This is a genomic window from Labilibacter marinus (assembly GCF_001659685.2).
Lineage (GTDB): Bacteria > Bacteroidota > Bacteroidia > Bacteroidales > Marinilabiliaceae > Saccharicrinis > Saccharicrinis marinus.
Window position 1 is genome coordinate 73,339 of record NZ_LXYE02000012.1, and the last position, 25,157, is coordinate 98,495.

A 25,157-nucleotide genomic window follows, 5' to 3' on the forward strand; every position below is an offset into this window, starting at 1 on the left:
CCTTACTATCATTGAGTAGTGCTCTGCATTATTCAATGATTGCCTTATTTGTTTTAAATTTAATAGACGTCGATATATGGCATTCAGAAGAGATACGAAAGTAAAGAGTAATTTTACAAAAATCTCTATCGGGTTAGCTTCACCAGAGGAAATCTTAGAAAGATCAAGTGGTGAGGTTCTTAAACCTGAAACCATCAATTATAGAACTTATAAACCTGAACGTGACGGATTATTCTGTGAAAGAATTTTCGGTCCTGTAAAGGATTATGAGTGTCACTGTGGTAAGTATAAAAGAATTAGATATCGTGGTATCGTTTGTGACCGATGTGGAGTTGAGGTTACAGAGAAAAAGGTACGACGTGAGAGAATGGGACACATTTCATTGGTGGTTCCTGTAGCTCATATCTGGTATTTTAAATCGCTTCCTAATAAAATTGGTTATTTATTAGGGCTACCAACTAAAAAATTAGATTCTATCATTTATTACGAGCGTTATGTAGTAATACAAGCTGGTATCAAAGAAGAAGATGGAATTAAATATATGGATTTCTTAACGGAAGAAGAGTATTTAGATATACTGGATACACTTCCAAAAGAAAATCAATATTTAGAGGATGATGATCCGAACAAGTTTATTGCTAAAATGGGTGCAGATGCACTTCATATGATTTTAGGAAGACTTGATTTAGATGGATTATCATACGATCTAAGACACAAAGCTAATACTGAAACTTCTCAGCAACGTAAGAACGAGGCTTTAAAGCGTCTTCAAGTTGTAGAGTCTTTCCGTGAGTCTGTTGGACGTAACCGTCCAGAATGGATGATTGTTAAAGTTGTTCCAGTTATTCCACCTGAATTACGTCCTTTAGTACCGTTGGATGGTGGTCGTTTTGCAACATCTGACCTTAATGACCTTTATCGTAGGGTAATTATCAGAAATAACCGTTTGAAGAGACTTATTGAAATCAAAGCTCCTGAAGTAATCTTACGTAATGAAAAACGTATGCTTCAAGAATCTGTTGATTCATTATTTGATAACTCTCGTAAAGCTAATGCGGTTAAAACGGATGCTAATCGTCCTTTAAAATCATTAAGTGATAGCTTAAAAGGTAAGCAAGGTCGTTTCCGTCAAAACTTATTAGGTAAGAGGGTTGATTATTCTGCTCGTTCGGTAATTGTTGTAGGACCGGAATTAAGAATGCACGAATGTGGTATTCCAAAAGGAATGGCCGCTGAGTTATATAAGCCTTTCGTTATTAGAAAGTTGATAGAGCGAGGCATAGTAAAAACGGTAAAGTCCGCTAAAAAAATCGTAGATAGAAAAGATCCTGTAGTATGGGATATTCTTGAAAACGTTTTGAAAGGACACCCAGTAATGCTAAACCGTGCTCCTACTCTGCACAGACTAGGTATTCAGGCTTTCCAACCTAAATTAATTGAAGGTAAAGCAATTCAATTACACCCATTAGCATGTTCTGCATTTAATGCGGATTTTGATGGTGACCAGATGGCGGTTCACTTACCATTAGGTAATGCAGCTATTTTGGAAGCTCAAATGTTAATGTTGGGTTCTCAAAATATTCTTAACCCAGCTAACGGTGCACCAGTTACAGTACCTTCTCAGGATATGGTCTTGGGTCTGTATTACATGACTAAAGCGCGTGAGGGAGCTAGAGGTGAAGGTTTAACTTTCTACGATTTAGAAGAGGTTAAAATTGCCTATAACGAGGGAAGTGTAGATTTACATGCTATTGTAAAAGTTAAGGGATACGATTTAAATGAAGATGGTGTACCTGAACTACAAATTATTGAATCTACTGTAGGTCGTATTTTATTTAATGAGTTTGCTCCACGTGAGTCAGGTTTCATTAATGAAGTATTGACAAAGAAAGCCTTAAGAGATATCATTGGTAAAGTTCAAAAGATTTGTGGTACTCCACGTACTGCCGACTTCTTGGATGATATTAAGAACTTAGGTTACAAAATGGCTTTCGAAGGTGGTTTGTCGTTTAACTTAGGTGATGTAATTATCCCACCATCAAAAGATAAGATGGTAGAAGAGGGGTATGCTGAAGTAGAAGAGGTATTGAATAACTATAACATGGGGTTCATTACCAACAACGAACGTTACAACCAGATTATTGATATCTGGACGCATGTAAATGCGCGTTTAACGAATACTTTAATGACACAATTGAGTTCGGATCAACAAGGTTTTAACTCAGTATATATGATGCTTGATTCTGGTGCGAGGGGTTCTAAGGAACAGATTCGTCAGTTATCAGGTATGAGGGGGCTGATGGCCAAGCCTCAAAAGTCTGGAGCTACAGGTGGTCAGATTATAGAAAATCCAATTCTTTCTAACTTTAAAGAAGGACTTTCAGTACTTGAGTACTTTATTTCTACTCACGGTGCTCGTAAAGGTCTTGCGGATACGGCTCTTAAAACGGCCGATGCGGGTTACTTAACACGTCGTTTAGTAGATGTATCTCAGGATGTTATTATTACTGAAGATGATTGTGGTACCTTAAGAGGGTTATCAGCTTCTGATATTAAGAATAACGAAGATATTGTAGCTACATTATATGAGCGTGTTCTAGGACGTATTTCTGTTCATGATGTATTTCATCCATCAACAGGTGATTTAATTGTTAATTCTGGTCAAGAGATTGATGAGCCTAAAGCAAAAGCATTACAAGATTCTCCTATTGAAAGAGTTGAAATTCGTTCTGTACTTACTTGTGAATCAAAAGTTGGAGTTTGTGCAAAATGTTACGGACGTAACTTAGCGACAGGTAACTTTGTTCATATTGGTGAAGCGGTTGGTGTTATTGCAGCTCAGTCGATTGGAGAACCGGGAACACAGCTTACACTTCGTACATTCCACGTAGGGGGTACAGCAGGTAACATTTCTACAGAAAGTAGTATTGTAGCCAAGTATGATGGTATTGTAGAGATTGAAGAACTACGTACTGTTCCTACGAAAGATGAAGATGGAAAAGCATTTGATATCGTAATAGGTCGTTTGGCTGAATTACGTATTATTGATAAAAATACAGGAATTGCATTAGTGAATCATCCAATTAGCTATGGTTCTAAATTATTCATTAAGAATGGTGTAGAGGTTAAAGCTGGGGATTTAATTTGTGAATGGGATCCTTATAATGCGGTAATCGTTTCTGAAAAAGGTGGTTCTGTAAGTTTCGACAACATGCTTGATGGTATTACTTTCAAGGAAGAGTCGGATGAGCAAACTGGATTTAAGGAAAAGGTTATCATTGAAACTAGGGATAAAACGAAGAACCCTGCATTAAAGATTCTTGCTGAGTCTGGTGAAGTTCTTAAAACGTTTAACTTACCGGTAGGAGCTCACGTTTCTGTAGAAGAGGGACAAAAAGTGAAGGTAGGAGAAATTGTTTCTAAAATACCTAGAGCAGTTGGTAAAGCAGGTGATATTACAGGGGGTCTTCCAAGGGTAACGGAGTTATTCGAAGCACGTAACCCATCTAACCCTGCGGTAGTTTCTGAAATTGACGGTGAGGTAGCATTTGGTAAGATCAAGCGTGGTAATCGTGAAATTATCGTTACTTCAAAAGATGGTCAGGTAAAGAAATATCTTGTACCACTTTCTAAGCAGATTCTAGTACAAGAAAATGATTACGTTCGTGCAGGTATTCCATTGTCAGATGGAGCAACTACACCTTCAGATATTCTTCATATTATGGGGCCAACAGCGGTTCAGGAGTATATTGTAAATGAGGTTCAGGATGTATATCGTTTACAAGGTGTGAAGATTAATGATAAGCACTTTGAGATTATTGTACGTCAGATGATGCGTAAAGTAAACATCGTTGATCCAGGTGATACTAAATTCTTAGAGAAGCAAATTGTTGATAAGCTTGAGTTTATGCATGAGAATGATGCAATTTACGCTCAGAAAGTAGTTGTTGATCCAGGTGATTCTGAAAGCTTAAGAGCTGGACAGATAGTATCTGCTCGTAGACTAAGAGATGAAAATTCTCAGTTGAAGCGTAAAGACCTTAAAGGAGTTGAATCTAGAGATGCCATTCCAGCAACATCTAGTCAGATTCTTCAAGGTATTACAAGAGCTGCACTTCAAACTAAGAGCTTTATGTCGGCTGCTTCCTTCCAGGAAACAACCAAAGTTCTTAATGAGGCTGCTATCTCAGGTAAGATTGACCATTTAGAAGGTCTGAAGGAAAATGTGATTTGTGGTCACTTAATTCCTGCAGGTACTGGTCAAAGAGCGCTTAAGAATTTAGTAGTAGGTTCTAAAGATGAGTACGATAGATTGGTTGAAAAACCAGCTGTAGAAGAAGAACAAGAATAGTTTATTCTATCATATAATGAAAAGGGAAGTATTTCGATACTTCCCTTTTTTTATTTCAAGAGGTATTATATTTTTATAAAAAAATACGAGATGGAAGATAAAAAAAATAAGAATCAGCTGAATATTGAGCTGACGGAAGAAGTTGGTCAAGGTGTGTACTCTAACCTTGCAGTAATAACGCATTCTCCTTCAGAGTTTGTAATGGATTTTATTAGAGTTATGCCTGGTTTGCCAAAAGCACAGGTTAAATCGAGGGTAGTTGTTACACCAGAGCATGCAAAGCGTTTAATGATGGCTTTACAAGATAATATCAGAAGATATGAATCGATGCATGGTCCAATTAAGAATATTGATGATGGAAATGCAGGAGGGAATATTCCTATGAACTTTGGAGGTTCTACTCCTCAAGCTTAATTTATATAACCTCAATAATCATCATTATTGAGGTTTTTTAATACCAATTTTTCTTTTGAGTTAGGTTTAAATAGTTTAATGTGTTTAGTATTTAATCAAGGTAAAAAGTTGATGTATAGCTAGAGCTGTGTTGAAGCTTTTAACGAAGAGTAAATGCTACAGAAGGGAATTATAAAGGTTATTCGAATGTAATATTGGTATAAGTATGGTAACTTTGTTTTATGTATAAGATAACTGCTATATTATTTATTGTTCTATTTATCGGACATTCATGCTCCTCGCAGGTTAAGGAAAATAAGACAGAAGTAATTACTCCTGCCGCATATCGATTTTCGGAGTACCTTCCTTTGTTAAAAGGCAAGAAGGTGGGATTGTTAGTCAATCACTCTTCTCTAGTAAACGAAATACACTTATTAGATACGTTATTAAGGCAAGAAGTTGATATCGTTAAGATATTTGCTCCGGAGCATGGATTTAGGGGTAAACACGATGCTGGTGAGAAAGTAGATAGTAAAGTGGATATTAAAACAGGTATTCCTATTGTTTCTCTTTACGGAAAAAATAAGAAGCCGAACGCAGAAATGCTAAAGGGTATTGATGTTGTTATATTCGATATTCAAGATGTTGGAATTCGATTTTATACCTATATCAGCTCCATGCATTATATGATGGAGGCTTGTGCAGAGTCTTCTAAGAAGTTGATTATTCTGGATAGGCCAAATCCAAATGGTGATTATTTTGATGGGCCTATTTTAAAAGATGATTGTAAATCTTTTGTTGGTATGCATCCAATTCCGATAGTGCATGGTTTAACGGTGGCAGAGCTGGCTTTAATGATTAACCAGGAAGGATGGCTAAAAGATAGCCTTAGTTGCGACTTAGAGCTTGTGAAAATGAAAAACTGGAATCATTCGATGCCGTACGATTTACCCGTAAAACCATCTCCTAACCTGCCCAATGCAACTTCTATTCGTTTATATCCTTCTTTATGCTTTTTTGAGGCCACAAATATAAGTGTAGGAAGAGGAACTTACTTTCCATTTCAGGTAATTGGTTATCCTGCAAAAGAAGCTGGAGAGTTTACTTTTAAGCCTGTAAGTATAGATGGTATGTCAAAACATCCTAAACAAGAAAATAAGTTGTGTTATGGTATCGACTTAAGACAGGAACCTTTAGCACATCAGTTTACACTGGAATATTTTATTAGCTTTTATAATAAGTTTTGTAATGATGAAGGTTATGGCCTGAATGAAAGATGGTTTCAGTTGCTTTCAGGGAATAAAAAGTTGTTAGCAGATATTAAGAGGGGATTATCAGAAGAAGAAATCAAACTCTCTTGGCAAGATGAATTACTAGAATATGGAATTTTAAGAGAGAAGTATTTATTGTACCCTAAGAAATAGGTTTGGTTTATCTATCCAAAATTTTTCGGTTCGCTTAAATCAGGATTTTCAGATAAGGTATAGTATATCTGTTTTTCTGTAATATGTATCTTTATAATATTCATACACAGTAGACTCACTAGTATGCGCTCTGCTTTAAATCGTGATATATTAGCCTGTTTATGAAAACGTGTATAAGTGATGCTATTATTCGTGGAAAGATAATCAAGTAAGAATTTCTCTGGTTTATTAAGTTTTAATAAGTGGTTTCTATTCTTTTTTTGAGCCTTCCAAAATTCCAATATTATTTTATTCGCCAGTAAATTTTGATCACCTACCCGCACGTATACCATAAATTTACCTTCCTTATTGGTCGCTTTATGTGGTTTGTCTACACTTTTAGGAACTTTTATTTCTAATACACTTTTGCCCTCGCTTTTCCATTCAAATGTTTCAAAATTAACAGCTGGTTTGCAATACATATTTGCAGCTGCTTCTATCATGTAAAATTCTTCCTCCGAAGATACTCCAACAAGTTTACCATTATCCTTTACCCCTAGTAACAGACTTCCTCCATCCGTATTGGCAAATGCAGCTAGCGAACGCGCAATCTTTTTAGAGTCATTGATGGCGTATTTAAAATCTTGCCTTTGATGTTCACCTTCCTCAATTTTTAGTTGGAGCTGTTTATTAAGCATGAATTATTTCTTTGTGTCAAAAATATATGTTTTGGGCTTTTTCTACAAGTTTGAGCTATAGCTATTGTAAATAAGAATAGAAGATGCGTAAGTGTTGAATATCAATGTGAAGAGGAGATTTGTGTGGCGAATTTATGATATTTATCATGTCTATTGAGGACTAAATATCGTAATTTATTAAAGAAATATTTCTCTAATTATCCTTAAAATACAGCTTATGACCGAAATGAAAAATCTGGTGAAGAGTCTGGCTGATAATTACGGCCGCTATCACGAAAGTTTGTTACCTATCCTTCAAGGGGTGGTAGAAAAAAAAAGGTTCTTGTCCGAAGAAGCCATGGTTGAAGTGGCTCGCGAGATAGATATATCTGCAGCACATGTGTTTGGTACAGCTTCGTTTTACTCATTTTTGAATACTAGCCCCATGGGAGAGTATGTAGTAAGAGTCTGTAAAACGATTACTTGTATGATGCATGGTAAAAATCTCATTATTCAAGAGTTAGAGAAGCAATTAAAAATTAAGTTAGGAGAAACTTCGCACGATGGAAAGTTTACTTTGTTAGAAACTAATTGTTTGGGGCAATGTCATAAAGGACCAGCAATGCTTATTAACGATACACCATACACGAATCTCACACCCGATAAAGTAAGGGATATAATTCAATCATTAAAACAAAATGATTTGGTTAGTAATGCTGCAACCCAAGTAAACTGATGCCTTATGTCAAAGAAAAACCTAAAACGTCTGGACCTCATTTTTAAAAATGAGAATGATGGGGAAGTGATTCTTGTTAAAACCATGGCAAGGCCAACACACGATTTAATCAATGATTTAATTATTTCGGGATTAAAAGGTAGAGGAGGAGCTGGTTACCCAACAGGACTAAAATGGAAATTAGCCTCCGAAGCCGAAGGTGATATGAAATATGTTATTTGTAATGCAGATGAAGGTGAACCAGGAACATTTAAAGATAGAGAAATTCTAACGCAGGTTCCGCATAAAGTGCTTATTGGTATGGCTGTCTGCGCTAAAATTATTGGAGCTCACGAGGGTTATATTTATTTACGTGGCGAGTATAAGTTTCTACTACCTTCTTTAAATGAGATGATTGATGATTTCCATGTGTTGATGAATAAAATTGGCTTTGATTTTAGAGTAAAGATATTCTTAGGAAGTGGAGCTTACATTTGTGGAGAAGAAAGCGCCCTGTTTGAAAGTATGGAAGGTTATCGTGGAGAGCCTCGAAATAAACCACCTTACCCCACCAATTCAGGTTATAGAAAAATGCCAACTGTGATTAATAATGTGGAGACATTGGCACATACTTATTCTATTTTTAAATATGGACCAGAAAAATTTAAGGATTTAGGAGTTCAGGATTCCAGAGGCTCTAAAGTGTTTTCTGTTTCAGGAGATACGCCAAATCCAGGTATATACGAGTTGGAGTTTGGTATGTCGGTTAAAAAGTTTGTAGACGACTTTGGCGATGGTGATGCTAAAGCAGTGCAGGTTGGTGGTGCATCGGGTTTTTGTGTTCCTCGAAAAAAGTTCGATAAAACCAAAATTGGGTATCAAGGAAAACTTACTGGGGTTTCGTTACCAACTGGTGGTTCAATGATGATTTTTAACTCATCCCGTAGCATGTACAATGTGTTACATAATTATCTCGACTTTTTTGTAGAAGAAAGTTGTGGTCAATGTACACCATGTCGTGTGGGAACGCAACAATTATTGTTGGGAATAGAGGCGGTTAAAAAAGGGGAACGTTCCTCTGAATATTTGGATAGATTGCTTGGCTTGGCCGAGAATATGCGTGTTACTGCGAAGTGCGGCTTAGGTCAATCTGTAGCTAATTCGTTTTCGTCGATAGTGGAGAATTTTAAGGAAGAAATGATTTACTAACCACCAAAAAGCACTGTAATGAATAATATTAATCTTACCATAGATCATATAGAAGTTAGCGTACAGCCAGAAACTACTTTGTTAGAAGCCGCTAAAAAGCTAAAAATTAAGATACCCACTTTATGTTACCACGAAGATTTATGCGTGGCTGGTAATTGCCGCGTTTGCGTTGTAGAGCAGGTGGGGGCTGATCGATTATTACCTTCTTGCGCCACGCCCGTTTCTGAGGGGATGGAAATACTCACCAATAGTTTAAAAGTAAGGAATGCACGTAAAAGTGTAATAGACCTTTTGGTGTCGGAGCATAGAGCGGACTGCACACGTTGTTATAAAAGCGAAGGTTGCGAACTACAACATTTATCCTCTGAATATTTAATAGGAGAAGATAGTTTTATCGACTTGGTTCCGCTTAAAGAATACACTATTGATTACTTTTCTCCTTCAATCATTAAGGATGATTCTAAATGTATACGATGTCAGCGTTGTGTGCGTACTTGTGATCAATTGCAGGATATTGGAGCTCTAACCGTAGCTTATAAAGGTGAAGAAATGAAGGTGTCTTCATTCTTTGAAAAGCCTATGTACGAAGTGGTTTGTACCAATTGTGGTCAGTGTGTTAATCGCTGTCCTACGGGAGCTCTTATTGAGCGCAATTATATTGATGAAGTGTGGACAGCTATCAATAATCCTAAAAAGCACTTGGTAGTGCAAACAGCTCCTGCTGTTCGTGTGGCATTAGGAGAGGCTCTAGGAATGGAGGCAGGGCTTGTTGTTACAGGTAAAATGGTAGCGGCCTTGCGTCGATTAGGTTTTGATTCGGTTTTAGATACTGATTTTACTGCGGATTTAACCATTATTGAAGAAGGTAACGAACTACTTCAGCGTTTAAAGGGAGCTTTAGTAGATAAAAACCCAGATGTCAATTTACCGATGACCACATCGTGTTCGCCAGGTTGGATTAAATACATAGAGCATATGTATCCCGAAATGCTTCCAAATGTTTCTACGGCCAAATCACCACAGCAAATGTTTGGGGCTTTAGTGAAGACGTACTATGCCAATAAAATTAAGGTGGAGCCAGAGAATATAGTTTCAGTTTCAGTAATGCCTTGTACGGCTAAAAAATATGAGGCCAATAGACCCGAGATGCATGCCAGTGGATATAAAGATGTTGATTTGGTTCTGACTACAAGAGAATTAGCTAAAATGATTCAGCAGGCAGGTATTGATTTTGAAGCATTGGAGAATGAAGAGTTTGATTCGTTTATGGGAACTTCTTCAGGAGCAGCAGTTATTTTTGGAGCAACGGGTGGAGTGATGGAAGCTGCATTAAGGACAGCATACGAAGTGGTCACGGGTAGAGAGGTGCCGTTTGATGGTTTAAACATTACGCCGGTGCGTGGTATGGAAGAAGTGAAAGAGGCTACTATAAAAATAGAAGATACCTTGCCTGAATGGAGCTTTTTAGAAGGAGCCGAATTAAAAACTTGTGTAGCTCATGGTTTAGCCAATGCCAAAAAGGTGATGGATAAAGTACGAAGTGGGGAGGCTTCTTATCATTTTATTGAAGTGATGGCATGTCCTGGAGGATGCCTTGGAGGCGGAGGACAACCTATCCCAACCAATGCGGAAATAAGAGCGCAACGAAGTAAAGCTATTTATGAAGAAGATGCGGGTAAACCCATTCGTAAATCTCACGATAACCCAGAGGTAATTAAGCTTTACGAAGAATTTTTGAAAGAACCACTGGGACACAAATCACATGAGTTATTACATACCAGCTATGTAGAACGAAATAGGTATTGATTTAATGTCGATTAGTTTAATATGGAACTGGTATGCACTATATCCATCTATCATGAATAATCGTTAAGAATATAGATACCCTAGGATTCAGTTCTTAGGGTATTTTTTATGAGATATATATCCATTCTATATTAGACAAATTACTGCGGTAACTTCTTAAAAAAAGCTGTAGTCACAAAATTATTTTCGATATTTAAACAGTTACTAAAACTCCGACAAAAATTATCATATATGCAAAGTGAACATACAATAACTATATGCTTAGGGAGCTCATGTTTTGCTCGAGGAAATAAAGAAATACTTGCTATTGTTAAGAAATTTGTATCTGAACACCATTTAGAAGAGTCTGTTTTTTTTAAAGGAGAATTGTGCACAGGTAATTGCGAAAAGGGTCCAGTTTTAAAGATAGATGAAGAGCTACATGGTAATGTGGATCCCGATAAGGTTTATGATATTTTAGGTGAATATTTTAATATTTAAACTGCTGTTTTATGTCACAATTGATAGAAGTAGATAAAGATAGATGTAACCTGAGTTTTACATGTATTAGGGCTTGTCCTGCAAAGGCCATTAAAATAGCAGATAGTTCAGCTAATATAATTGCAAGTAAGTGCATTGGGTGTGGTAATTGCGTTGTGGTATGCGCTCAGGATGCCATTAGTTTTAGACACGAGATAGATGTGGTGAACGATTTAATTAGTAGTGATTCAAAAGTAGCTGCTATTTGCGATCCAGCTATTTCGGGTGAGTTTAATGATATATCAGATTACCGAAAGTTTGTAGCCATGATACGCGAGCTAGGCTTCGATTTAGTTGGTGAGGTAGCTTTTGGTGTAGATTTAGTTGCACAAAAATATAGGGAGTTGTTGGAGGATTTTCATGGTAAATATTATCTAACTACTCACTGCCCTCCAGTTCGTTCTTTTGTTGAAAAATATCGACCAAACTTGGTGGAAAATTTGGCGCCAATTGTACCTCCATTTGTGGCAATGGCCAAGGTAATGCGTAAAAAGTATGGTGAAGATATTAAAGTAATTTATATAACATCTTGCGTTTCGGCTAAAGATGATGCGCGTTCGTTTTCAAAGACGGATGGCAAGTTAAACGGAGTGATTACTTTTCAAGAATTGAGGCAGATGTTCGATATTGCTGCTATTAATGAGTACTCAGTGGAGTTTAGCGATTTTGATCCGCCTGTAGGAAGAAAAGGTGGTTTGTATCCTATTAACCATGGTTTGTGGCAGGCAGTAGATATGCAGCAAGATCTTTTAAACAGTAGTATTATATCGGCCGATGGAAGAAATAACTTTTTGCAATCCTTGCGTGAGTTTTCTGTTGAAAGTACGCTTAATCAAAATATAGACCTGTATTATTGCGAAGGTTGCGGAATGGGACCAGGAATGAGCCCTGGCGATAAAAAATATACAAGACAGTCAAACATCATTCAGTATGTAGAAAAGAGGCTGAAAGTAATTGATGAAAGCAACTGGAAGAATGATATGGCTGCGTATAAAGATTTAGATTTAAGTCGCAGCTTTAAGGTGACCGATAAACGATTACCTCAGCCCTCTGAGGAAGAAGTGGATCGTGTTTTACACGATATGGGTAAAAGTAAGGTTGAGGATCAACTGGGATGTGGCGCTTGTGGTTACCCTAGTTGTAAAGAGTTTGCGGTAGCCTATTGTCAAGGTTTAACAAACTTCGAAATGTGTTACTCCTATTCAATCAAGACTTTGCATACTTATATTAATAAGGTGCATGCGGCTAACGAAAATCTGAAAAATACCAAGGAGGCATTAAAAGAAAGTGAAGAAAAAGCGCGTAAAGAAGAGGTGGCAGCAAGAGAAGCCGCGGAAACAATTACAGCCATGCTCAATAAAATTAGGGCAGGAATTGTAATGGTAGATGCAGATTTAAATATCATTGAAGCAAACTTAAGCTTTGTTAAGATGATGGGAGAAGATGCTAAAATGCTCAACGATGTTATTCCTGGTTTAAAAGGTGCAGATATTAACACTTTACTACCTTTTGGAAAGTTGTTTAATACGGTGCTTCAAACGGGGCAGGAGATTATTAATAGAGATACTACTGTTGAAGATGTTATTTTAAATGTGTCCGTTTTCACCATCAAAAAACATCAGATTGTAGGAGGTATTATTCGAGATTTAACCGCTCCAGAGGTTCGTAGAGAGGAAATTATTAATAGAGCACGTTCTGTTATTCGAGATAATCTGCAAACCGTTCAGCAAATTGCCTTCTTGTTAGGCGAAAGTGCCTCTAAAACCGAAAAGGTGTTGAACTCAATTATTGAAGCACAAAAAGTAGGAGAGAGCCATGGAAGTTAAAGAGCCTGATTTTTTTCTGGATATAGACTGCAAGCAAAATAATCACCATGGCGAGTTTATTTGTGGAGATGTGTTTATTTCACGCCGAATAAAAGAAGATGGCAGAACCATCATTGTACTTTCCGATGGAATGGGGAGTGGCGTAAAAGCCAATGTGCTGGCTACCTTAACAGCATCCATGGCAGTTAACTTTACCATTGAGCACAAAGAGGTTCAGAAAACGGCCGAGATCATCATGAATACGCTTCCAGTCTGCAGTGTTCGTAAAGTAAGTTATTCCACTTTTACTATTATTGATATTGATGATGAAGGCAGTACTACTATCGTGGAATACGATAATCCACGCTGTTTAATTATGCGCACGCATCGCCCTTTCGATCCTGAGTGGAACGAAATAACATTAGAGAGTAAAAAGAATAAGGGTAAGAAGTTGTACACTTGCCATTTTAAGGCTCGCAAAGAAGATAGAATCTTCTTTTGGTCGGATGGAATTGTGCAATCCGGTATGGGTACTAAAACCTTGCCTTTTGGCTGGGGGCGAGATGAAGCAGAAAAGTACGTGGTGAAAAGTGTAAAAAATACCCCTTATATCTCTTCCGCAAAGTTGTCCCGAAAAATTGTTAATATGGCTTCCTTAAATGATGGAGGAAGCCCTTTAGATGATACTTCTTCAGGTATTATTTATTTGCGCGAACCACGAAAGCTTTTGTTTGTAACAGGTCCTCCATTTGAAGAAAAAAATGATGTGGATTTTGCTTTAAAAGTTCAGTCGTATGGTGGAAAGAAAGTAGTGAGCGGAGGTACAACGGCCGAAATTATTGCACGTGAATTAGGATTAAAGTTTTCTGCAAGTATAGAAATGACCGACCCAGATTTACCTCCAGCTGCCCAAATGGAAGGCATTGATTTGGTTACTGAGGGTATTTTGACTTTAGGTAAAGTGGTGCGTGTACTCGAAGATTACGATAAGGATTATACGCCTGGGGCGGGTCCTGCACATCAAATTATTAAACTTTTTTTAGAAAGCGACAAAATTCATATCGTCAATGGTACTAGAATTAATGTTGCCCATCAAGATCCTAATTTACCGGTTGAGTTAGAGATACGACGAACTGTAGTAAAGCATATTGCATTATTGCTGGAAGAGAAATTACTAAAGGAAGTCACTATTGAGTATATTTAGTTGATTATTAATATTTAAGCGTGCTGGTTGTTGTAATATAAATATCTTTTCGCTTTTATTTTACTTTCTTTATTACTGAATATTCCTGATAATTATCATGATAATGGGGCGTTACTTTAGCTTGTTATTTATCATTCCAATTGAGAGGAGTGCACCTTTTTGTAATTTAGATGTATTATGCATTGAAACATAGCATATTTGTAATGATCTAATATGCCTTAACTTCTGCCTGTAAGCTTTATTTAGACTTATTATGTATTGCTCTAATCATGATTTTCCACTTTTTTTTTTCATTGGATACACCGTATTTTGCATTTAATTCTAGAAATATTTCTTTAATTGGGTTTGTGTACTGATTATTAATCTGTTGAGGACTCGTTAGTTGTTTTTAGAATAACTTAAGCCCCATGTGAATGAAAATAAGAGAGATTGTAGATACTTTGGATGCGGAAGTTGTTTGTGGCGAAAGTCATATAGATGAGTTTGTTACGCGTGGTTTTGCCAGTGACTTAATGAGCGATGTATTGACTTTGGATACAGACGAAATGGTTTTAATTACTGGTTTAGCTAATATGCAAACCATCCGAACGGTAGAGATGGCTGATGTAAAATGCATTTTATTTGTTCGTAACAAGCAAGTTACACCGCAAATGCTCGAATTGGCGCAAGAGGAAGACTTAGTTTTAATCAGGTGTAAGTATTCAATGTTTAACGCGGTAGGCAAATTGTATACTGCTGGTCTTTCACCTGTATATTAAGCTTTATGGAATTTGTATATGAAGTAGAGGGTGGAAATTTTACCAAAGCAGGTAATGCGTCCAGTGCGGTTAAAAAAACAATGAAACAACTCAATGTTGATCCTAAAATTGTAAAAAGAACCGTTGTAGCGTTATATGAGGCCGAAGTAAATATTGTGGCACACGCGTATGGTGGAGTCATCACAGTTAATGTGAATGCAGAACATATTCATATTGTTTTGGATGACAACGGCCCCGGGATTCCAGATATTGACTTAGCGATGCAAGAAGGTTTTTCTACGGCATCTTCAAAAGTTAGAGAAATGGGCTTTGGAGCTGGTATGGGTTTGCCTAATATCAAAAAAAATGTAGATGAGTTAAAGGTTTCCAGTGAAGTAGATAAAGGGACAAGAGTTGAAATGAAAACCTATTTAAAAAATCAGTAAGCGACTGAATGAGTAAGCAGCAAATATATCATGCCTTAAAAATAGATAAGGATATTTGTTACGGTTGTACGCACTGTATGAACGTGTGCCCAACTGATGCCATTCGAATAAACGACGGCATTGCTCGAATTTTAAAGAAACGCTGTATTGATTGTGGAGAATGTTTAAAAGTATGTCCTGTAGATGCCATTTATGTAGAGCAGGACGATTTAGATAATATATTTGATTACGAGTATCGTGTAGCGTTGGTACCAGCTGTTTTTACTGGTCAGTTTCCTACTTCAATTACGGAGGAGGAGGTTTTTAGCATGATGAAAGAATTGGGTTTTACCCATGTTTTTCAGGCTGAATTTATGGTGGATATGCTTAATGAACTGATCGATGATCAGATGGAGATGAATGAAGATAAACCGCTCATCTCTACCTTTTGCCCATCGGTGGTTCGATTGATTCAGGTTAAGTTTCCTTCTTTAATTGATAACATTGCATCAGTAAAACCACCTGTTGATGCTTCTGCAGCATTTTATCGTAAGTTATTACAAAATCAGGGTGTACCCGATAAGCAGATTGGAATTTTTTACGTTACCCCTTGTGCGGCAAAAATAGCAGCGGTTAAAGGAATTGATGATGAGTACGCTGCCATAAATGGAGTTATTAATATGATGTATCTCTATAATAAACTCTATACTAAAATAAAAAATAATAAAGATTCCGAGCGAGAATTACCGGTGTTACCTCACCTATCTAGTAAATCCATTCAGTGGAGCATAACGCGTGGAGAAGCGGATAATATGAAAGGTAGATGTTTGGCCGTAGATGAAATTCATAATGTTATTGAGTTTTTAGAGCGGCTGGAGAATGATGAAATTCCTAAAGTAGATTATCTCGAGCTGAGAGCGTGTGATCAGGGTTGTGCAGGCGGAGTATTACTTCACGGAAATCGTTTTTTAACGGTAGACAGGATGAAGCGAAGGGCTAAACAGCTCGAAAGTGAAACGGGTGATATTAATTGGAAAGAGCATAAAGAAATTATTGAGGATAAGGATTTGTTTATTAGTAAGGTAAATCCTCTTCCTGCCATGTCTTTAGATCAAGATTTTGCTGAGGCATTGAAGAAGATGGAGCGAATTCGTAACTTAATGTGTTATTTACCCGGAATCGATTGCGGAGCTTGTGGCTCCCCTAGTTGTCAGGCTTTGGCAGAGGATATAGTGCAACGAAAAGCAAATCTTTCGAACTGTGTTTTCTTGCAACGAATGATGGAAAAGAGTAAAAAGCTGAGTAGCGAGCATGCTATCCGAATTATCGAAAGAACATGGGGTAAAGATAGATTAGATAAAGACTGTAAAAAGATAGGAGCAAAAAATGAAGGTATGTGATTTGGTTGAGCAACTCAACTTAAAAGTTTTTTGTGGAGAACAGGGTTTAGATAACGAAGTAGTTGGAGGATACACCTCTGATTTACTAAGTGATGTGATGGGGAATGTGGATGAGAACCAAGTTTGGATAACATTACAAACCCACAAAAATATAATGGCAATTGCCTCTTTAAAAGAAGTGGCAGCAGTAATTTTGGTAAAAGGATATAAGCCAGAGCAAGCTGCTTTAGAGCAAAGCAATGAAGAAGGGATTCCAATTTTAGGTACGGATTTGGAAACTTTTGAGATGTCTGGTGAATTGTTTGGCTTGTTGAAGAAATAGACATAAGCGATGAAAGAATATCGGGTTGATTTACATATTCATACTGTGTTATCGCCATGTGCGACCTTGGAGATGAGTCCCGATGTGATAGTTCAACGAGCAAAAGAAGAAAAGATCGACATGATAGGAATTGTTGATCATAATACGACCAAGCAATGTGAGGTAGTAAAGGCATTAGGAGAAGAAGCAGGTGTTTCTGTTTTGTGTGGTGCTGAAATAAATACAAAAGAAGAGGTGCATGGTCTTGTGTTCTTTGAAAATTTGGATAAGCTAAATGAGTTTCAAAACTATTTAGATAAGCATTTACCTGTAGTTAAAAATAAACCTGAGTTATTTGGAGATCAGGTTTGGGTAGATAGAGATGGAGGTATATTAGGAGAGGAAGAGCGCTTGTTGATTGTAGGCTTGGATGTAACATTGGATGAAGTGGCTGATGAGGTAAATAAACGTGGAGGAATTTTTATTCCTGCTCATGTAGATAAATCAAGGTTTAGCGTAACCAGTCAGCTTGGTTTTTTATCGCCAGACGTTGCTGTAAATGGTGTAGAAGTGAGTACAAATGTAAATATAAGGGAATTTGAAACTAAGCATCCTTGGGTGAAAAATTACACTGTAATTGCCAGTTCAGATGCCCATATGCCAGAGCAAATAGGAAGTACATATACTTCAGTTTGGTTAAAAGAGGCATCATTTAGCGAAATGAAAATGGCTTTAAATAATGAAGCAGGAAGAAAAGTTTTAAAGCTAAACCTAAAAACGAAATAAATGCGTGACATATCAATGCATATACTCGATATCATAGGTAACTCTGTAAGAGCAGGAGCTTCTTTAGTAGAAGTTTCTATTGAAGAAAAATCGGCAGAGGATCAATTGATATTAGTAGTTAAAGATGATGGGTGTGGCATGGATGAGGAGACCGTAAAAAATGCTTTAGATCCATTTTTTACCTCGAGAAAAACAAGAAAGGTAGGGTTGGGTATTCCGTTATTGCAGCAAAATGCAGAAATGTCGGAAGGAAATCTAAAAATAATATCAGAACTGGACAAAGGAACTACGATAACGGCAACCTTCGTTCGTTCACATATTGACAGACCTCCATTGGGAGATTTGTCAGGAACAATTAGCTTGATGGTATCAGGAAATCCAACGGTGGAATTTCTTTATATCCATCAATTAAATGATGAAGAATTTAAGTTTGATAGTAGAGAAGTGAAAGATGCACTGGATGGTGTTCCTATAACAGAACCCGGTGTAATAAACTTCTTAAAACAAATGATTGGCGAAAACCTCACGGAAATTGGGGTAGAGCTTTAGTTCATCATCGGTGTAAAGTAGAAATTGTAGGTGCTCATACTTATGTCTTGTACTTTATATCTTAAAAATAAGAAACGATTTACAAACTATAATAAAAGCAAAATGGCAAAAGTAAAAACCTTAGACGATCTTAAAAAGATGCGGGCAGATCTTCAGTCGAAGATTACCTTGCGTGAAAATAGCGATCGTCCTGAAAAAATGGTTCAGATCAAGGTTTCAATGGCAACTTGTGGAATTGCTTCAGGTGCTAAAGAAACAATGAATTATCTGATTGAAGAGCTGGATAATAGAGCTATCGATGCAGTTGTTACCCAAACGGGCTGTATGGGATATTGTCACTCAGAACCAACTATTGAAGTTCATCTTCCAGGTAACGACCCAGTTGTTTACGGAAATGTAGATGTTAAAAAAGCTGGTGAAGTAATTACAAAGCACATTGTTGGAGGTGAGCTACTAGATGGCATTATTCCAACAAATTATACAACTCCTGACGAAGATAACCAAAAGTAATTGAGCATGGCACATTATAAAAATCACATTTTAGTTTGTGGCGGTACGGGTTGTCGTGCTTCACAAGGTGAAGAGATTGTAGAAAATCTTAAGCAAGCTGTTGCTGATAACAGTTTGGAAAATGATATTCAAGTAGTACGTACGGGGTGTTTCGGTTTTTGCGAAAAAGGCCCTATCGTAAAAATGATCCCAGATAACACCTTTTATGTTTCTGTAACACCAGAAGATGCTGGTGAGATAATTTCTGAGCATTGTGTAAAAGGGCGTAAGGTAGAACGTATGTTATTTACCGACCCAGAAACCAAAGAGCATGTTTCAGACTCTAAGGATATGGGTTTTTACAAAAAGCAAATTCGTATTGCTTTGCGTAACTGTGGTTTTATCAACCCAGAAAATATTGATGAGTATGTAGCGCGTGATGGGTATGGGGCTCTTGGAAAAGTGCTGACTGAAATGACGCCTGAAGAAGCTATTAAAATAATTAAAGATTCAGGACTTAGAGGTCGTGGTGGTGGAGGTTTCCCAACAGGATTAAAATGGGAAATTACCAATCAAGTAGAGAATGACGAGAAGTATGTGGTTTGTAATGCCGATGAGGGTGACCCAGGTGCATTTATGGATCGTTCTATCCTAGAAGGAGACCCGCATTCTGTACTTGAGGCGATGGCTATCTGTGGATACTGTATTGGCGGAAGCAATGGTTTAATCTATATTCGTGCTGAATATCCTTTGGCTATCGATCGTTTAAAAATTGCCATTGAGCAAGCGCGTGAACTTGGCGTTTTAGGTAAAGATATCTTTGGAACTGGTTTCGATTTTGATGTTGAACTTCGTTATGGTGCAGGTGCATTTGTTTGTGGAGAGGAAACTTCATTGATTCACTCTATGGAAGGTTTGCGTGGTGAGCCTACTGTAAAACCTCCATTCCCATCGGTAAGTGGATATAAAGGAAAACCAACCAACGTAAATAATGTAGAGACTTTTGCGAATATTCCAGTAATCATTAACGAAGGAGCTGAGTATTTTGCTTCTATTGGAACGGAAAAAAGTAAAGGTACTAAAGTGTTTGCCTTGGCAGGAAAAATCAACAATGTTGGTTTAATCGAGGTGCCAATGGGTATTACTTTACGCGAGGTAATATTTGATATTGGTGGTGGAATTAAGGATGGTAAAAAGTTCAAGTCTGTTCAAACAGGAGGTCCTTCGGGAGGATGTTTAACGGAGAAACACCTGGATATTCCTATCGATTACGATAACTTATTAGCATGTGGTTCTATGATGGGATCGGGTGGTATGATTGTGATGGATGAGGATGACTGTATGGTTTCTGTAGCTAAGTTTTATCTTGATTTTACCGTGGAAGAATCTTGTGGTAAATGTGCTCCGTGTAGAGTGGGTAATAAACGTTTATACGAAATTTTAGATAAAATTACACAAGGAAAAGCTACCGAAGAAGATTTGGGTATCCTACGTAACTTAGGTAATGTAATTAAAGATACTTCGCTTTGTGGATTGGGACAGACGTCTCCAAACCCTGTACTTTCTACCATGGATAACTTTAAGGATGAGTATATGGCTCACGTTAAAGATGGAAAGTGTCCTGCAGGTCAATGTAAAGACTTAATGGAGTATGTAATTAGCGAAGAAACTTGTGTGGGATGTACATTATGTTCTCGTGTTTGTCCTGTTGATGCCATTGCAGGAGACAAAAAGCAGCCACATGTAATTGATACAGTAGCTTGTATTAAGTGTGGAGCTTGTATGGATAAATGTAAGTTTAATGCGATCAGCATCCAGTAATTACCAAAAGAATTTATAACAATGGATATTGTAAAATTAAATATAGATAACAAACCTGTAGTAGTCGAAAAGGGTACTACATTGTTAGATGCGGCAAAATCGGTGGGTGTTGATGTACCTACTCTGTGCCACATGAAACTACACGATCTAAACGTTGAAAATAACCCTGGAGGTTGTCGTGTATGTGTAGTTGAAGTTGAAGGACGAAGGAATTTAGCACCGGCTTGTAAAACGGAATGTACAGAAGGAATGGCTGTGAATACGCATTCTTTAAGAGTAGTGAATGCACGTCGTACTGTGATGGAATTGATTCTTTCTGATCACCCAGCAGAGTGTTTAACTTGTGTTAAAAATGGTAAGTGCGACTTGCAAACGATGGCTCAGGACTTGGGTATTCGTGAAATTCCTTTCGAGGGAGAGCAGTCGTGTTATAAAGAAGATAAATCTCCAGCTATCATTCGCGATGTTGATAAATGTATCATGTGTCGCCGATGCGAAATGATGTGTAACGAGGTTCAGACTGTTGGTTGTTTATCGGCTATTAATCGTGGATTTGAGTCGGTTGTAGCACCAGCTTTTGAAATGGATTTAGAAAAATCTACTTGTACGTATTGTGGTCAGTGTGTGGCAGTTTGTCCTACAGGAGCACTTTCTGAGGTAGATAATTCCCGTAAAGTGTTAAATGCTTTGGTGGATACAACAAAAACGGTGATTGTACAAACAGCTCCCGCGGTACGTGTTGCTTTAGGTGAAGAGTTTGGTATGGAGCCTGGTAATATTGTTACGGGTAAAATGGCTTCTGCGCTTAGAAAGCTTGGTTTTGATAAAGTATTTGATACAGACTTTGCTGCCGATCTTACCATTATGGAAGAAGGTACTGAGTTGTTAGGTCGTTTACAAAAGCATTTAGCTGGCGATAAGGATGTAAAACTTCCTATCCTAACATCATGTTGTCCTGGTTGGGTTAACTTCTTCGAAAGTAATTTCCCAGATATGTTAGATATTCCATCTACAGCTAAGTCTCCACAACAAATGTTTGGAGCAATTGCTAAAACGTATTTAGCCGATAAAATGGGTGTTAAGCGCGAAGATTTAGTCGTGGTTTCTGTAATGCCATGTTTGGCGAAGAAATATGAGTCTGGTCGTGATGAATTTAAGGTGGATGGTAATCCTGACGTTGATTTATCAATTACGACTCGTGAATTAGCTCAAATGATTAAAGGAGCCAATATAAACTTTGGCGATTTGAATGATGAGGAGTTTGATAACCCAATGGGTGAATCTACAGGAGCTGGAGTAATTTTTGCCAATACAGGTGGAGTTATTGAGGCTGCTGCTCGTACTGCTTACGAAGTACATACCAAAAAGAAACTTGAAAAAGTGGAGTTTGAAGCTTTACGTGGTTTTGATGGTATTCGTTCTGCTACGGTTGATTTTGATGGTCTTCCTATTAAAATAGGTATTGCGCATGGTTTAGGGAATGCACGTAAGCTTCTTGAAGATGTACAAGCAGGGAAATCAGAATTTCATGCGATTGAAATTATGGCTTGTCCTGGAGGTTGTATTGGTGGAGGTGGTCAGCCTTATCACCATGGTGATACCGGTATCTTAAAGAAAAGAGCTGCTGCCATCTATCGTGAGGATGAAGGTAAAGAAATTCGTAAGTCGCATGAGAATCCATTCATCGTTAAGTTGTATGATGAATTCTTAGGAGAACCATGTGGTGAATTGTCGCACAAGTTACTTCATACCCACTATTTTGATAAAAAGAAGAAAGTAGAAATTAAAAACGACTAACGGGAGGCTCTTATAATGGCAGAAATAAAATTAGCTGATAGCAAAGTCCAAGAATTAAAGGATGTTTGCAAAAAGTTTGAATACGATAAAGGCGAATTAATTAATGTATTACATGCAGCCCAAGTGATTTTTGGTTACTTGCCTGCAGAAGTACAAGAGATTGTTGCCGACGAATTAAAGGTAAACATTGCTCACGTATATGGAGTGGTAACGTTTTACTCATTTTTTACAATGACACCTAAAGGAGAGCATCCTGTTTCTGTTTGTATGGGAACAGCTTGTTATGTTCGTGGTGCCGAAAAAGTATTGGATGAATTTAAGCGTTTGTTAGACGTGAAAGTTGGAGAAACTACGCCTGATGGAAAATTCTCTGTTAGTAGTTTACGTTGTGTAGGAGCTTGTGGTTTAGCTCCTGTGGTAACTGTAGGCGAAAAAGTTTACGGACGAGTTGCACCTGAAGATGTAAAAGATATTTTATCTGAGTATAACTAAAATACTTGGCTAAAAGTATAATGGAACCCGTTCTGCTTAAGTGGAACGGGTTTTTTTTGTTTTATTACCTTACTTGTTCCACCACGGTTTAAGAGTGTTTATATCTACATTAGGGGGTATGCCGAGCGGAAATCTCGCATATTTTGAATAAAACATCATATCATTTCCATCGGTTGGGTAAGTGAGTATTTGGTTTTTTCTACCAGATTCAATTACGACGGCCAATCCCCCTGCTATAACAGTAATGCATCCCACAGCAAGGAAACTTTCGGCATATTCAGGGTGGATTAAAGCTCCAGCCAGTGAGGGAATTAATGAATATCCCAATAGTTTCGAATATGCTTTAGTTTTTTTCTTTGTCAAAACAATATTGAATTGCTCTAAATCCTGTAAGGGGTTATTGCGTACGCCACTATCAGTGAGAATCCAAACTTGAACGTTGTCAAATGCGATCAATTCTCCGTAGTAACTATCATTTTTAAGCTTTAATTCAATAAATGAACCATAAGGGTGTGTTCGTGCCTGATACTTATCGTTAGGTATCAGGCCTCTTCTTGAACTACAACCAACTAAGGTTATTAAGTAGGACAATAATAATAATAATATTTTTATCCAATTAGTGTACATGTGCGTATTTACTTGACCAAAACAATCTTTCCATTTCTGGCTCAATAGTTTTATACTTAGGTGCCATAAGTTTTAACCACTTGTTTGGATTATGCATCATTAAAGAAACCATCTTTTCATCTTCTTCAGCCAGCCATTCCCTTCTCATCCATTCTGTGTAAAAACCTCTGGATTTTAAAAATACGGATGCGCTTTTGTATGGTGGTAGACGATAAGTTAATGTATAGGATGTTCCAGGAAGATTAACTATTATTTTTTCTTCGTGATTTATTTTCTCCAAAAGATCGCAGTTCTCTACATTGAGCTTCTTTAAACTTGAAGCTTGAATAACAACCGGCTTTTCTTTTCTGTATATTTTACAAACACCAATTTGATCTATACGCCATAAGCCTTGCGTCATTGTTAACCTAACTTTTGTAATTTTTCCTTCTTTACGAATAGGAAGTATGTGCTTGTCATTTACAATGGGCCCTTGTTCCTTAATACATCCTATGTTTCTCCATTTACCATTTATTAACACCTCTACCTCTACCCCGCCAAGAACCTCATTAATTGATTTGTAAGCATCTTTAAGAAACATAGAGCTTCGTTCATACCTAGCAAGTAATTCTCCAGCTTTAGATCCCATATATGCCATTGATTGATAAAAAAGAAATGTAGTCATAAACGATTGTCGTTGCACGATAACAATTCCTGAATTTTCTGCGTCGAATTCATCAAATTCAACTATTACAGATTGTTTTGTATTTAAGTTGTCTTTATCACAAACGGGCAAGTATTCTTTATTATCATCGTACAGCAATAGGTCTAACACTTCGGAGTTTGTATCATTAACACTGATTGGTTTCGATAGATCAGAAGTAATAAAAAAACTATGGTCATTATAAAAGACGTGCTCGCCAAAATCTTTAGGAACCACTAATAAATCACAACTACGAATATAGTGTGTCTCATAAGCTTCATTCATCAACTCTAGTTTAAAATCCCTATTTGAGTCTGTTGTTAAAATATCTTGTAAGTAATCAATGTCAGTTGCCTCCATCGACTTTGTTATACTTGAAGAAAATCCCTCTGCTTTTAGTACTTTTTTATTGTCATTATAAATGTAAAAGGTTGGGCAAGATCCAAAACAAGCTTTAGGATCAAAAAGACAAGGCACTGTTGCAGTACTTGTAAAAGTAGAAAGAGACAACAGTAGTGGTGAAATAACATTAAATCCCTTGTATTCATTTGTCTCCACAAGTATACATTCTTCATAGGGAATTACTAATTCTTTATCGTGATAAAACTTGTTTGTATTTTTTGATGAGTTAAGAGGATGCTTTTTTGAGATCCATGGTATAAGTTCTCTTTCGGGTGTATATAGATCGCCATACCCTATGATATACTTTTGTTGTTCGTTAAAACTAAATTTGCTTAAAACAGCCAGCTTTCCATCATTAAGATGAACTTTTATATAATTGTCAGGAATGGAATCAGTATTAAGAGCTTCTATTCTAGAGACTTCTTTTTTGTTGGTTATTTTATAACTGCACGTGCAGGTAATTATCATTACAATAATATAAACAACATAACGATACATGACTTTATTTTATTAAAAATGTACATATAAAGTTAGTAGTAAAATGATTGAATGTCAATTCGACGCATT

Annotated in this window: 22 protein-coding genes; 19 read left to right on the top strand and 3 right to left on the bottom strand. The window is 37.1% G+C overall.

The window, feature by feature from the left end; genetic code table 11:
- Positions 1 to 76 precede the first annotated feature (76 nt).
- The 3 genes from rpoC to A8L32_RS05460 all read left to right on the top strand — a co-directional run bounded on the left by rpoC (position 77) and on the right by A8L32_RS05460 (position 6,168).
- The gene (rpoC, locus tag A8L32_RS05450) at positions 77 to 4,351 is read left to right on the top strand and encodes a DNA-directed RNA polymerase subunit beta' (RefSeq protein ID WP_066628607.1); all 4,275 of its coding nucleotides are present in this window, start codon (positions 77 to 79) and stop codon (positions 4,349 to 4,351) included.
- A gap of 90 nt (positions 4,352 to 4,441) precedes the next feature.
- Entirely contained in the window at positions 4,442 to 4,765 is a 324-nt protein-coding gene (locus A8L32_RS05455; protein ID WP_066628609.1) for a DUF3467 domain-containing protein, read from the top strand.
- Between the two features lie 221 nt (positions 4,766 to 4,986).
- Positions 4,987 to 6,168, top strand: coding sequence for an exo-beta-N-acetylmuramidase NamZ family protein (locus A8L32_RS05460; RefSeq protein WP_066628612.1), 1,182 nt, complete (start codon positions 4,987 to 4,989; stop codon positions 6,166 to 6,168).
- A gap of 11 nt (positions 6,169 to 6,179) precedes the next feature.
- Here A8L32_RS05460 and A8L32_RS05465 read toward each other — a convergent pair whose 3' ends face one another.
- A complete protein-coding gene (locus A8L32_RS05465; RefSeq protein WP_066628618.1) occupies positions 6,180 to 6,845 on the bottom strand; it encodes an AlbA family DNA-binding domain-containing protein in 666 nt (221 codons plus the stop codon).
- Between the two features lie 217 nt (positions 6,846 to 7,062).
- Between A8L32_RS05465 and nuoE the strand changes: the two genes are divergently transcribed.
- From nuoE to A8L32_RS05545, 16 genes are all read left to right on the top strand, one after another.
- Positions 7,063 to 7,560: an NADH-quinone oxidoreductase subunit NuoE gene (gene nuoE / locus A8L32_RS05470; protein WP_066628621.1), complete on the top strand. Its 498-nt coding sequence runs from the start codon at positions 7,063 to 7,065 to the stop codon at positions 7,558 to 7,560.
- Positions 7,561 to 7,566: 6 nt separating this feature from the next.
- On the top strand, positions 7,567 to 8,748 hold the full coding sequence (locus A8L32_RS05475) for an NADH-ubiquinone oxidoreductase-F iron-sulfur binding region domain-containing protein (protein WP_066628624.1): 1,182 nt from the start codon (positions 7,567 to 7,569) through the stop codon (positions 8,746 to 8,748).
- Positions 8,749 to 8,766: 18 nt separating this feature from the next.
- Positions 8,767 to 10,554: an NADH-dependent [FeFe] hydrogenase, group A6 gene (locus tag A8L32_RS05480; protein ID WP_066628626.1), complete on the top strand. Its 1,788-nt coding sequence runs from the start codon at positions 8,767 to 8,769 to the stop codon at positions 10,552 to 10,554.
- A 231-nt stretch (positions 10,555 to 10,785) separates the two neighbouring features.
- Positions 10,786 to 11,034 carry an NAD(P)H-dependent oxidoreductase subunit E gene (locus A8L32_RS05485; protein ID WP_066628632.1) on the top strand — a complete coding sequence of 83 codons (249 nt, stop codon included), beginning with the start codon at positions 10,786 to 10,788 and terminating at the stop codon, positions 11,032 to 11,034.
- An 11-nt stretch (positions 11,035 to 11,045) separates the two neighbouring features.
- Entirely contained in the window at positions 11,046 to 12,899 is a 1,854-nt protein-coding gene (locus A8L32_RS05490; RefSeq protein WP_066628634.1) for a [Fe-Fe] hydrogenase large subunit C-terminal domain-containing protein, read from the top strand.
- A complete protein-coding gene (locus tag A8L32_RS05495) occupies positions 12,889 to 14,082 on the top strand; it encodes a SpoIIE family protein phosphatase (RefSeq protein ID WP_066628651.1) in 1,194 nt (397 codons plus the stop codon). The genes A8L32_RS05490 and A8L32_RS05495 overlap by 11 nt, the downstream gene beginning before the upstream one ends.
- A gap of 413 nt (positions 14,083 to 14,495) precedes the next feature.
- A complete protein-coding gene (locus A8L32_RS05500) occupies positions 14,496 to 14,840 on the top strand; it encodes a DRTGG domain-containing protein (RefSeq protein ID WP_066628655.1) in 345 nt (114 codons plus the stop codon).
- A gap of 5 nt (positions 14,841 to 14,845) precedes the next feature.
- Positions 14,846 to 15,265 carry an ATP-binding protein gene (locus A8L32_RS05505; RefSeq protein ID WP_066628660.1) on the top strand — a complete coding sequence of 140 codons (420 nt, stop codon included), beginning with the start codon at positions 14,846 to 14,848 and terminating at the stop codon, positions 15,263 to 15,265.
- 8 nt (positions 15,266 to 15,273) lie between these two features.
- Positions 15,274 to 16,644 (top strand): [Fe-Fe] hydrogenase large subunit C-terminal domain-containing protein, encoded by a 1,371-nt coding sequence (locus A8L32_RS05510; RefSeq protein ID WP_066628662.1) that lies wholly within the window; start codon positions 15,274 to 15,276, stop codon positions 16,642 to 16,644.
- Entirely contained in the window at positions 16,631 to 16,966 is a 336-nt protein-coding gene (locus A8L32_RS05515; protein WP_066628664.1) for a DRTGG domain-containing protein, read from the top strand. Before A8L32_RS05510 ends, A8L32_RS05515 begins: the two co-directional genes overlap by 14 nt.
- Before the next feature lie 9 nt (positions 16,967 to 16,975).
- On the top strand, positions 16,976 to 17,731 hold the full coding sequence (locus tag A8L32_RS05520; protein WP_066628665.1) for a PHP domain-containing protein: 756 nt from the start codon (positions 16,976 to 16,978) through the stop codon (positions 17,729 to 17,731).
- The gene (locus A8L32_RS05525) at positions 17,732 to 18,280 is read left to right on the top strand and encodes an ATP-binding protein (RefSeq protein WP_066628667.1); all 549 of its coding nucleotides are present in this window, start codon (positions 17,732 to 17,734) and stop codon (positions 18,278 to 18,280) included.
- Positions 18,281 to 18,382: 102 nt separating this feature from the next.
- A complete protein-coding gene (locus tag A8L32_RS05530; RefSeq protein WP_066628669.1) occupies positions 18,383 to 18,790 on the top strand; it encodes a (2Fe-2S) ferredoxin domain-containing protein in 408 nt (135 codons plus the stop codon).
- A gap of 6 nt (positions 18,791 to 18,796) precedes the next feature.
- Positions 18,797 to 20,590, top strand: coding sequence for an NADH-quinone oxidoreductase subunit NuoF (locus tag A8L32_RS05535; protein WP_066628675.1), 1,794 nt, complete (start codon positions 18,797 to 18,799; stop codon positions 20,588 to 20,590).
- 21 nt (positions 20,591 to 20,611) lie between these two features.
- Positions 20,612 to 22,387: an NADH-dependent [FeFe] hydrogenase, group A6 gene (locus tag A8L32_RS05540; RefSeq protein ID WP_066628677.1), complete on the top strand. Its 1,776-nt coding sequence runs from the start codon at positions 20,612 to 20,614 to the stop codon at positions 22,385 to 22,387.
- A gap of 15 nt (positions 22,388 to 22,402) precedes the next feature.
- Positions 22,403 to 22,879 (top strand): NADH-quinone oxidoreductase subunit NuoE family protein, encoded by a 477-nt coding sequence (locus tag A8L32_RS05545; RefSeq protein WP_066628684.1) that lies wholly within the window; start codon positions 22,403 to 22,405, stop codon positions 22,877 to 22,879.
- A gap of 69 nt (positions 22,880 to 22,948) precedes the next feature.
- Here A8L32_RS05545 and A8L32_RS05550 read toward each other — a convergent pair whose 3' ends face one another.
- Both A8L32_RS05550 and A8L32_RS05555 read right to left on the bottom strand, forming a co-directional pair.
- Positions 22,949 to 23,506 carry a hypothetical protein gene (locus A8L32_RS05550; RefSeq protein WP_066628689.1) on the bottom strand — a complete coding sequence of 186 codons (558 nt, stop codon included), beginning with the start codon at positions 23,504 to 23,506 and terminating at the stop codon, positions 22,949 to 22,951.
- Positions 23,496 to 25,088, bottom strand: a complete 1,593-nt coding sequence (locus A8L32_RS05555; protein WP_066628692.1) for a hypothetical protein — start codon at positions 25,086 to 25,088, stop codon at positions 23,496 to 23,498. Before A8L32_RS05555 ends, A8L32_RS05550 begins: the two co-directional genes overlap by 11 nt.
- Positions 25,089 to 25,157: the final 69 nt, after the last annotated feature.

Bases quoted from the DNA above. Each gene is read 5' to 3' on its own strand.
- A8L32_RS05485 (WP_066628632.1), top strand. From the start codon at position 10,786: ATGCAAAGTGAACATACAATAACTATATGCTTAGGGAGCTCATGTTTT.
- A8L32_RS05505 (WP_066628660.1), top strand. From the start codon at position 14,846: ATGGAATTTGTATATGAAGTAGAGGGTGGAAATTTTACCAAAGCAGGT.
- nuoE (WP_066628621.1), top strand. From the start codon at position 7,063: ATGACCGAAATGAAAAATCTGGTGAAGAGTCTGGCTGATAATTACGGC.
- A8L32_RS05550 (WP_066628689.1), bottom strand. From the start codon at position 23,506: ATGTACACTAATTGGATAAAAATATTATTATTATTATTGTCCTACTTA.
- A8L32_RS05545 (WP_066628684.1), top strand. From the start codon at position 22,403: ATGGCAGAAATAAAATTAGCTGATAGCAAAGTCCAAGAATTAAAGGAT.
- A8L32_RS05530 (WP_066628669.1), top strand. From the start codon at position 18,383: ATGGCAAAAGTAAAAACCTTAGACGATCTTAAAAAGATGCGGGCAGAT.
- A8L32_RS05510 (WP_066628662.1), top strand. From the start codon at position 15,274: ATGAGTAAGCAGCAAATATATCATGCCTTAAAAATAGATAAGGATATT.
- A8L32_RS05515 (WP_066628664.1), top strand. From the start codon at position 16,631: ATGAAGGTATGTGATTTGGTTGAGCAACTCAACTTAAAAGTTTTTTGT.
- A8L32_RS05540 (WP_066628677.1), top strand. From the start codon at position 20,612: ATGGATATTGTAAAATTAAATATAGATAACAAACCTGTAGTAGTCGAA.
- A8L32_RS05495 (WP_066628651.1), top strand. From the start codon at position 12,889: ATGGAAGTTAAAGAGCCTGATTTTTTTCTGGATATAGACTGCAAGCAA.
- A8L32_RS05490 (WP_066628634.1), top strand. From the start codon at position 11,046: ATGTCACAATTGATAGAAGTAGATAAAGATAGATGTAACCTGAGTTTT.
- A8L32_RS05520 (WP_066628665.1), top strand. From the start codon at position 16,976: ATGAAAGAATATCGGGTTGATTTACATATTCATACTGTGTTATCGCCA.
- A8L32_RS05525 (WP_066628667.1), top strand. From the start codon at position 17,732: ATGCGTGACATATCAATGCATATACTCGATATCATAGGTAACTCTGTA.
- rpoC (WP_066628607.1), top strand. From the start codon at position 77: ATGGCATTCAGAAGAGATACGAAAGTAAAGAGTAATTTTACAAAAATC.
- A8L32_RS05480 (WP_066628626.1), top strand. From the start codon at position 8,767: ATGAATAATATTAATCTTACCATAGATCATATAGAAGTTAGCGTACAG.
- A8L32_RS05465 (WP_066628618.1), bottom strand. From the start codon at position 6,845: ATGCTTAATAAACAGCTCCAACTAAAAATTGAGGAAGGTGAACATCAA.
- A8L32_RS05555 (WP_066628692.1), bottom strand. From the start codon at position 25,088: ATGTATCGTTATGTTGTTTATATTATTGTAATGATAATTACCTGCACG.
- A8L32_RS05500 (WP_066628655.1), top strand. From the start codon at position 14,496: ATGAAAATAAGAGAGATTGTAGATACTTTGGATGCGGAAGTTGTTTGT.
- A8L32_RS05455 (WP_066628609.1), top strand. From the start codon at position 4,442: ATGGAAGATAAAAAAAATAAGAATCAGCTGAATATTGAGCTGACGGAA.
- A8L32_RS05475 (WP_066628624.1), top strand. From the start codon at position 7,567: ATGTCAAAGAAAAACCTAAAACGTCTGGACCTCATTTTTAAAAATGAG.
- A8L32_RS05460 (WP_066628612.1), top strand. From the start codon at position 4,987: ATGTATAAGATAACTGCTATATTATTTATTGTTCTATTTATCGGACAT.
- A8L32_RS05535 (WP_066628675.1), top strand. From the start codon at position 18,797: ATGGCACATTATAAAAATCACATTTTAGTTTGTGGCGGTACGGGTTGT.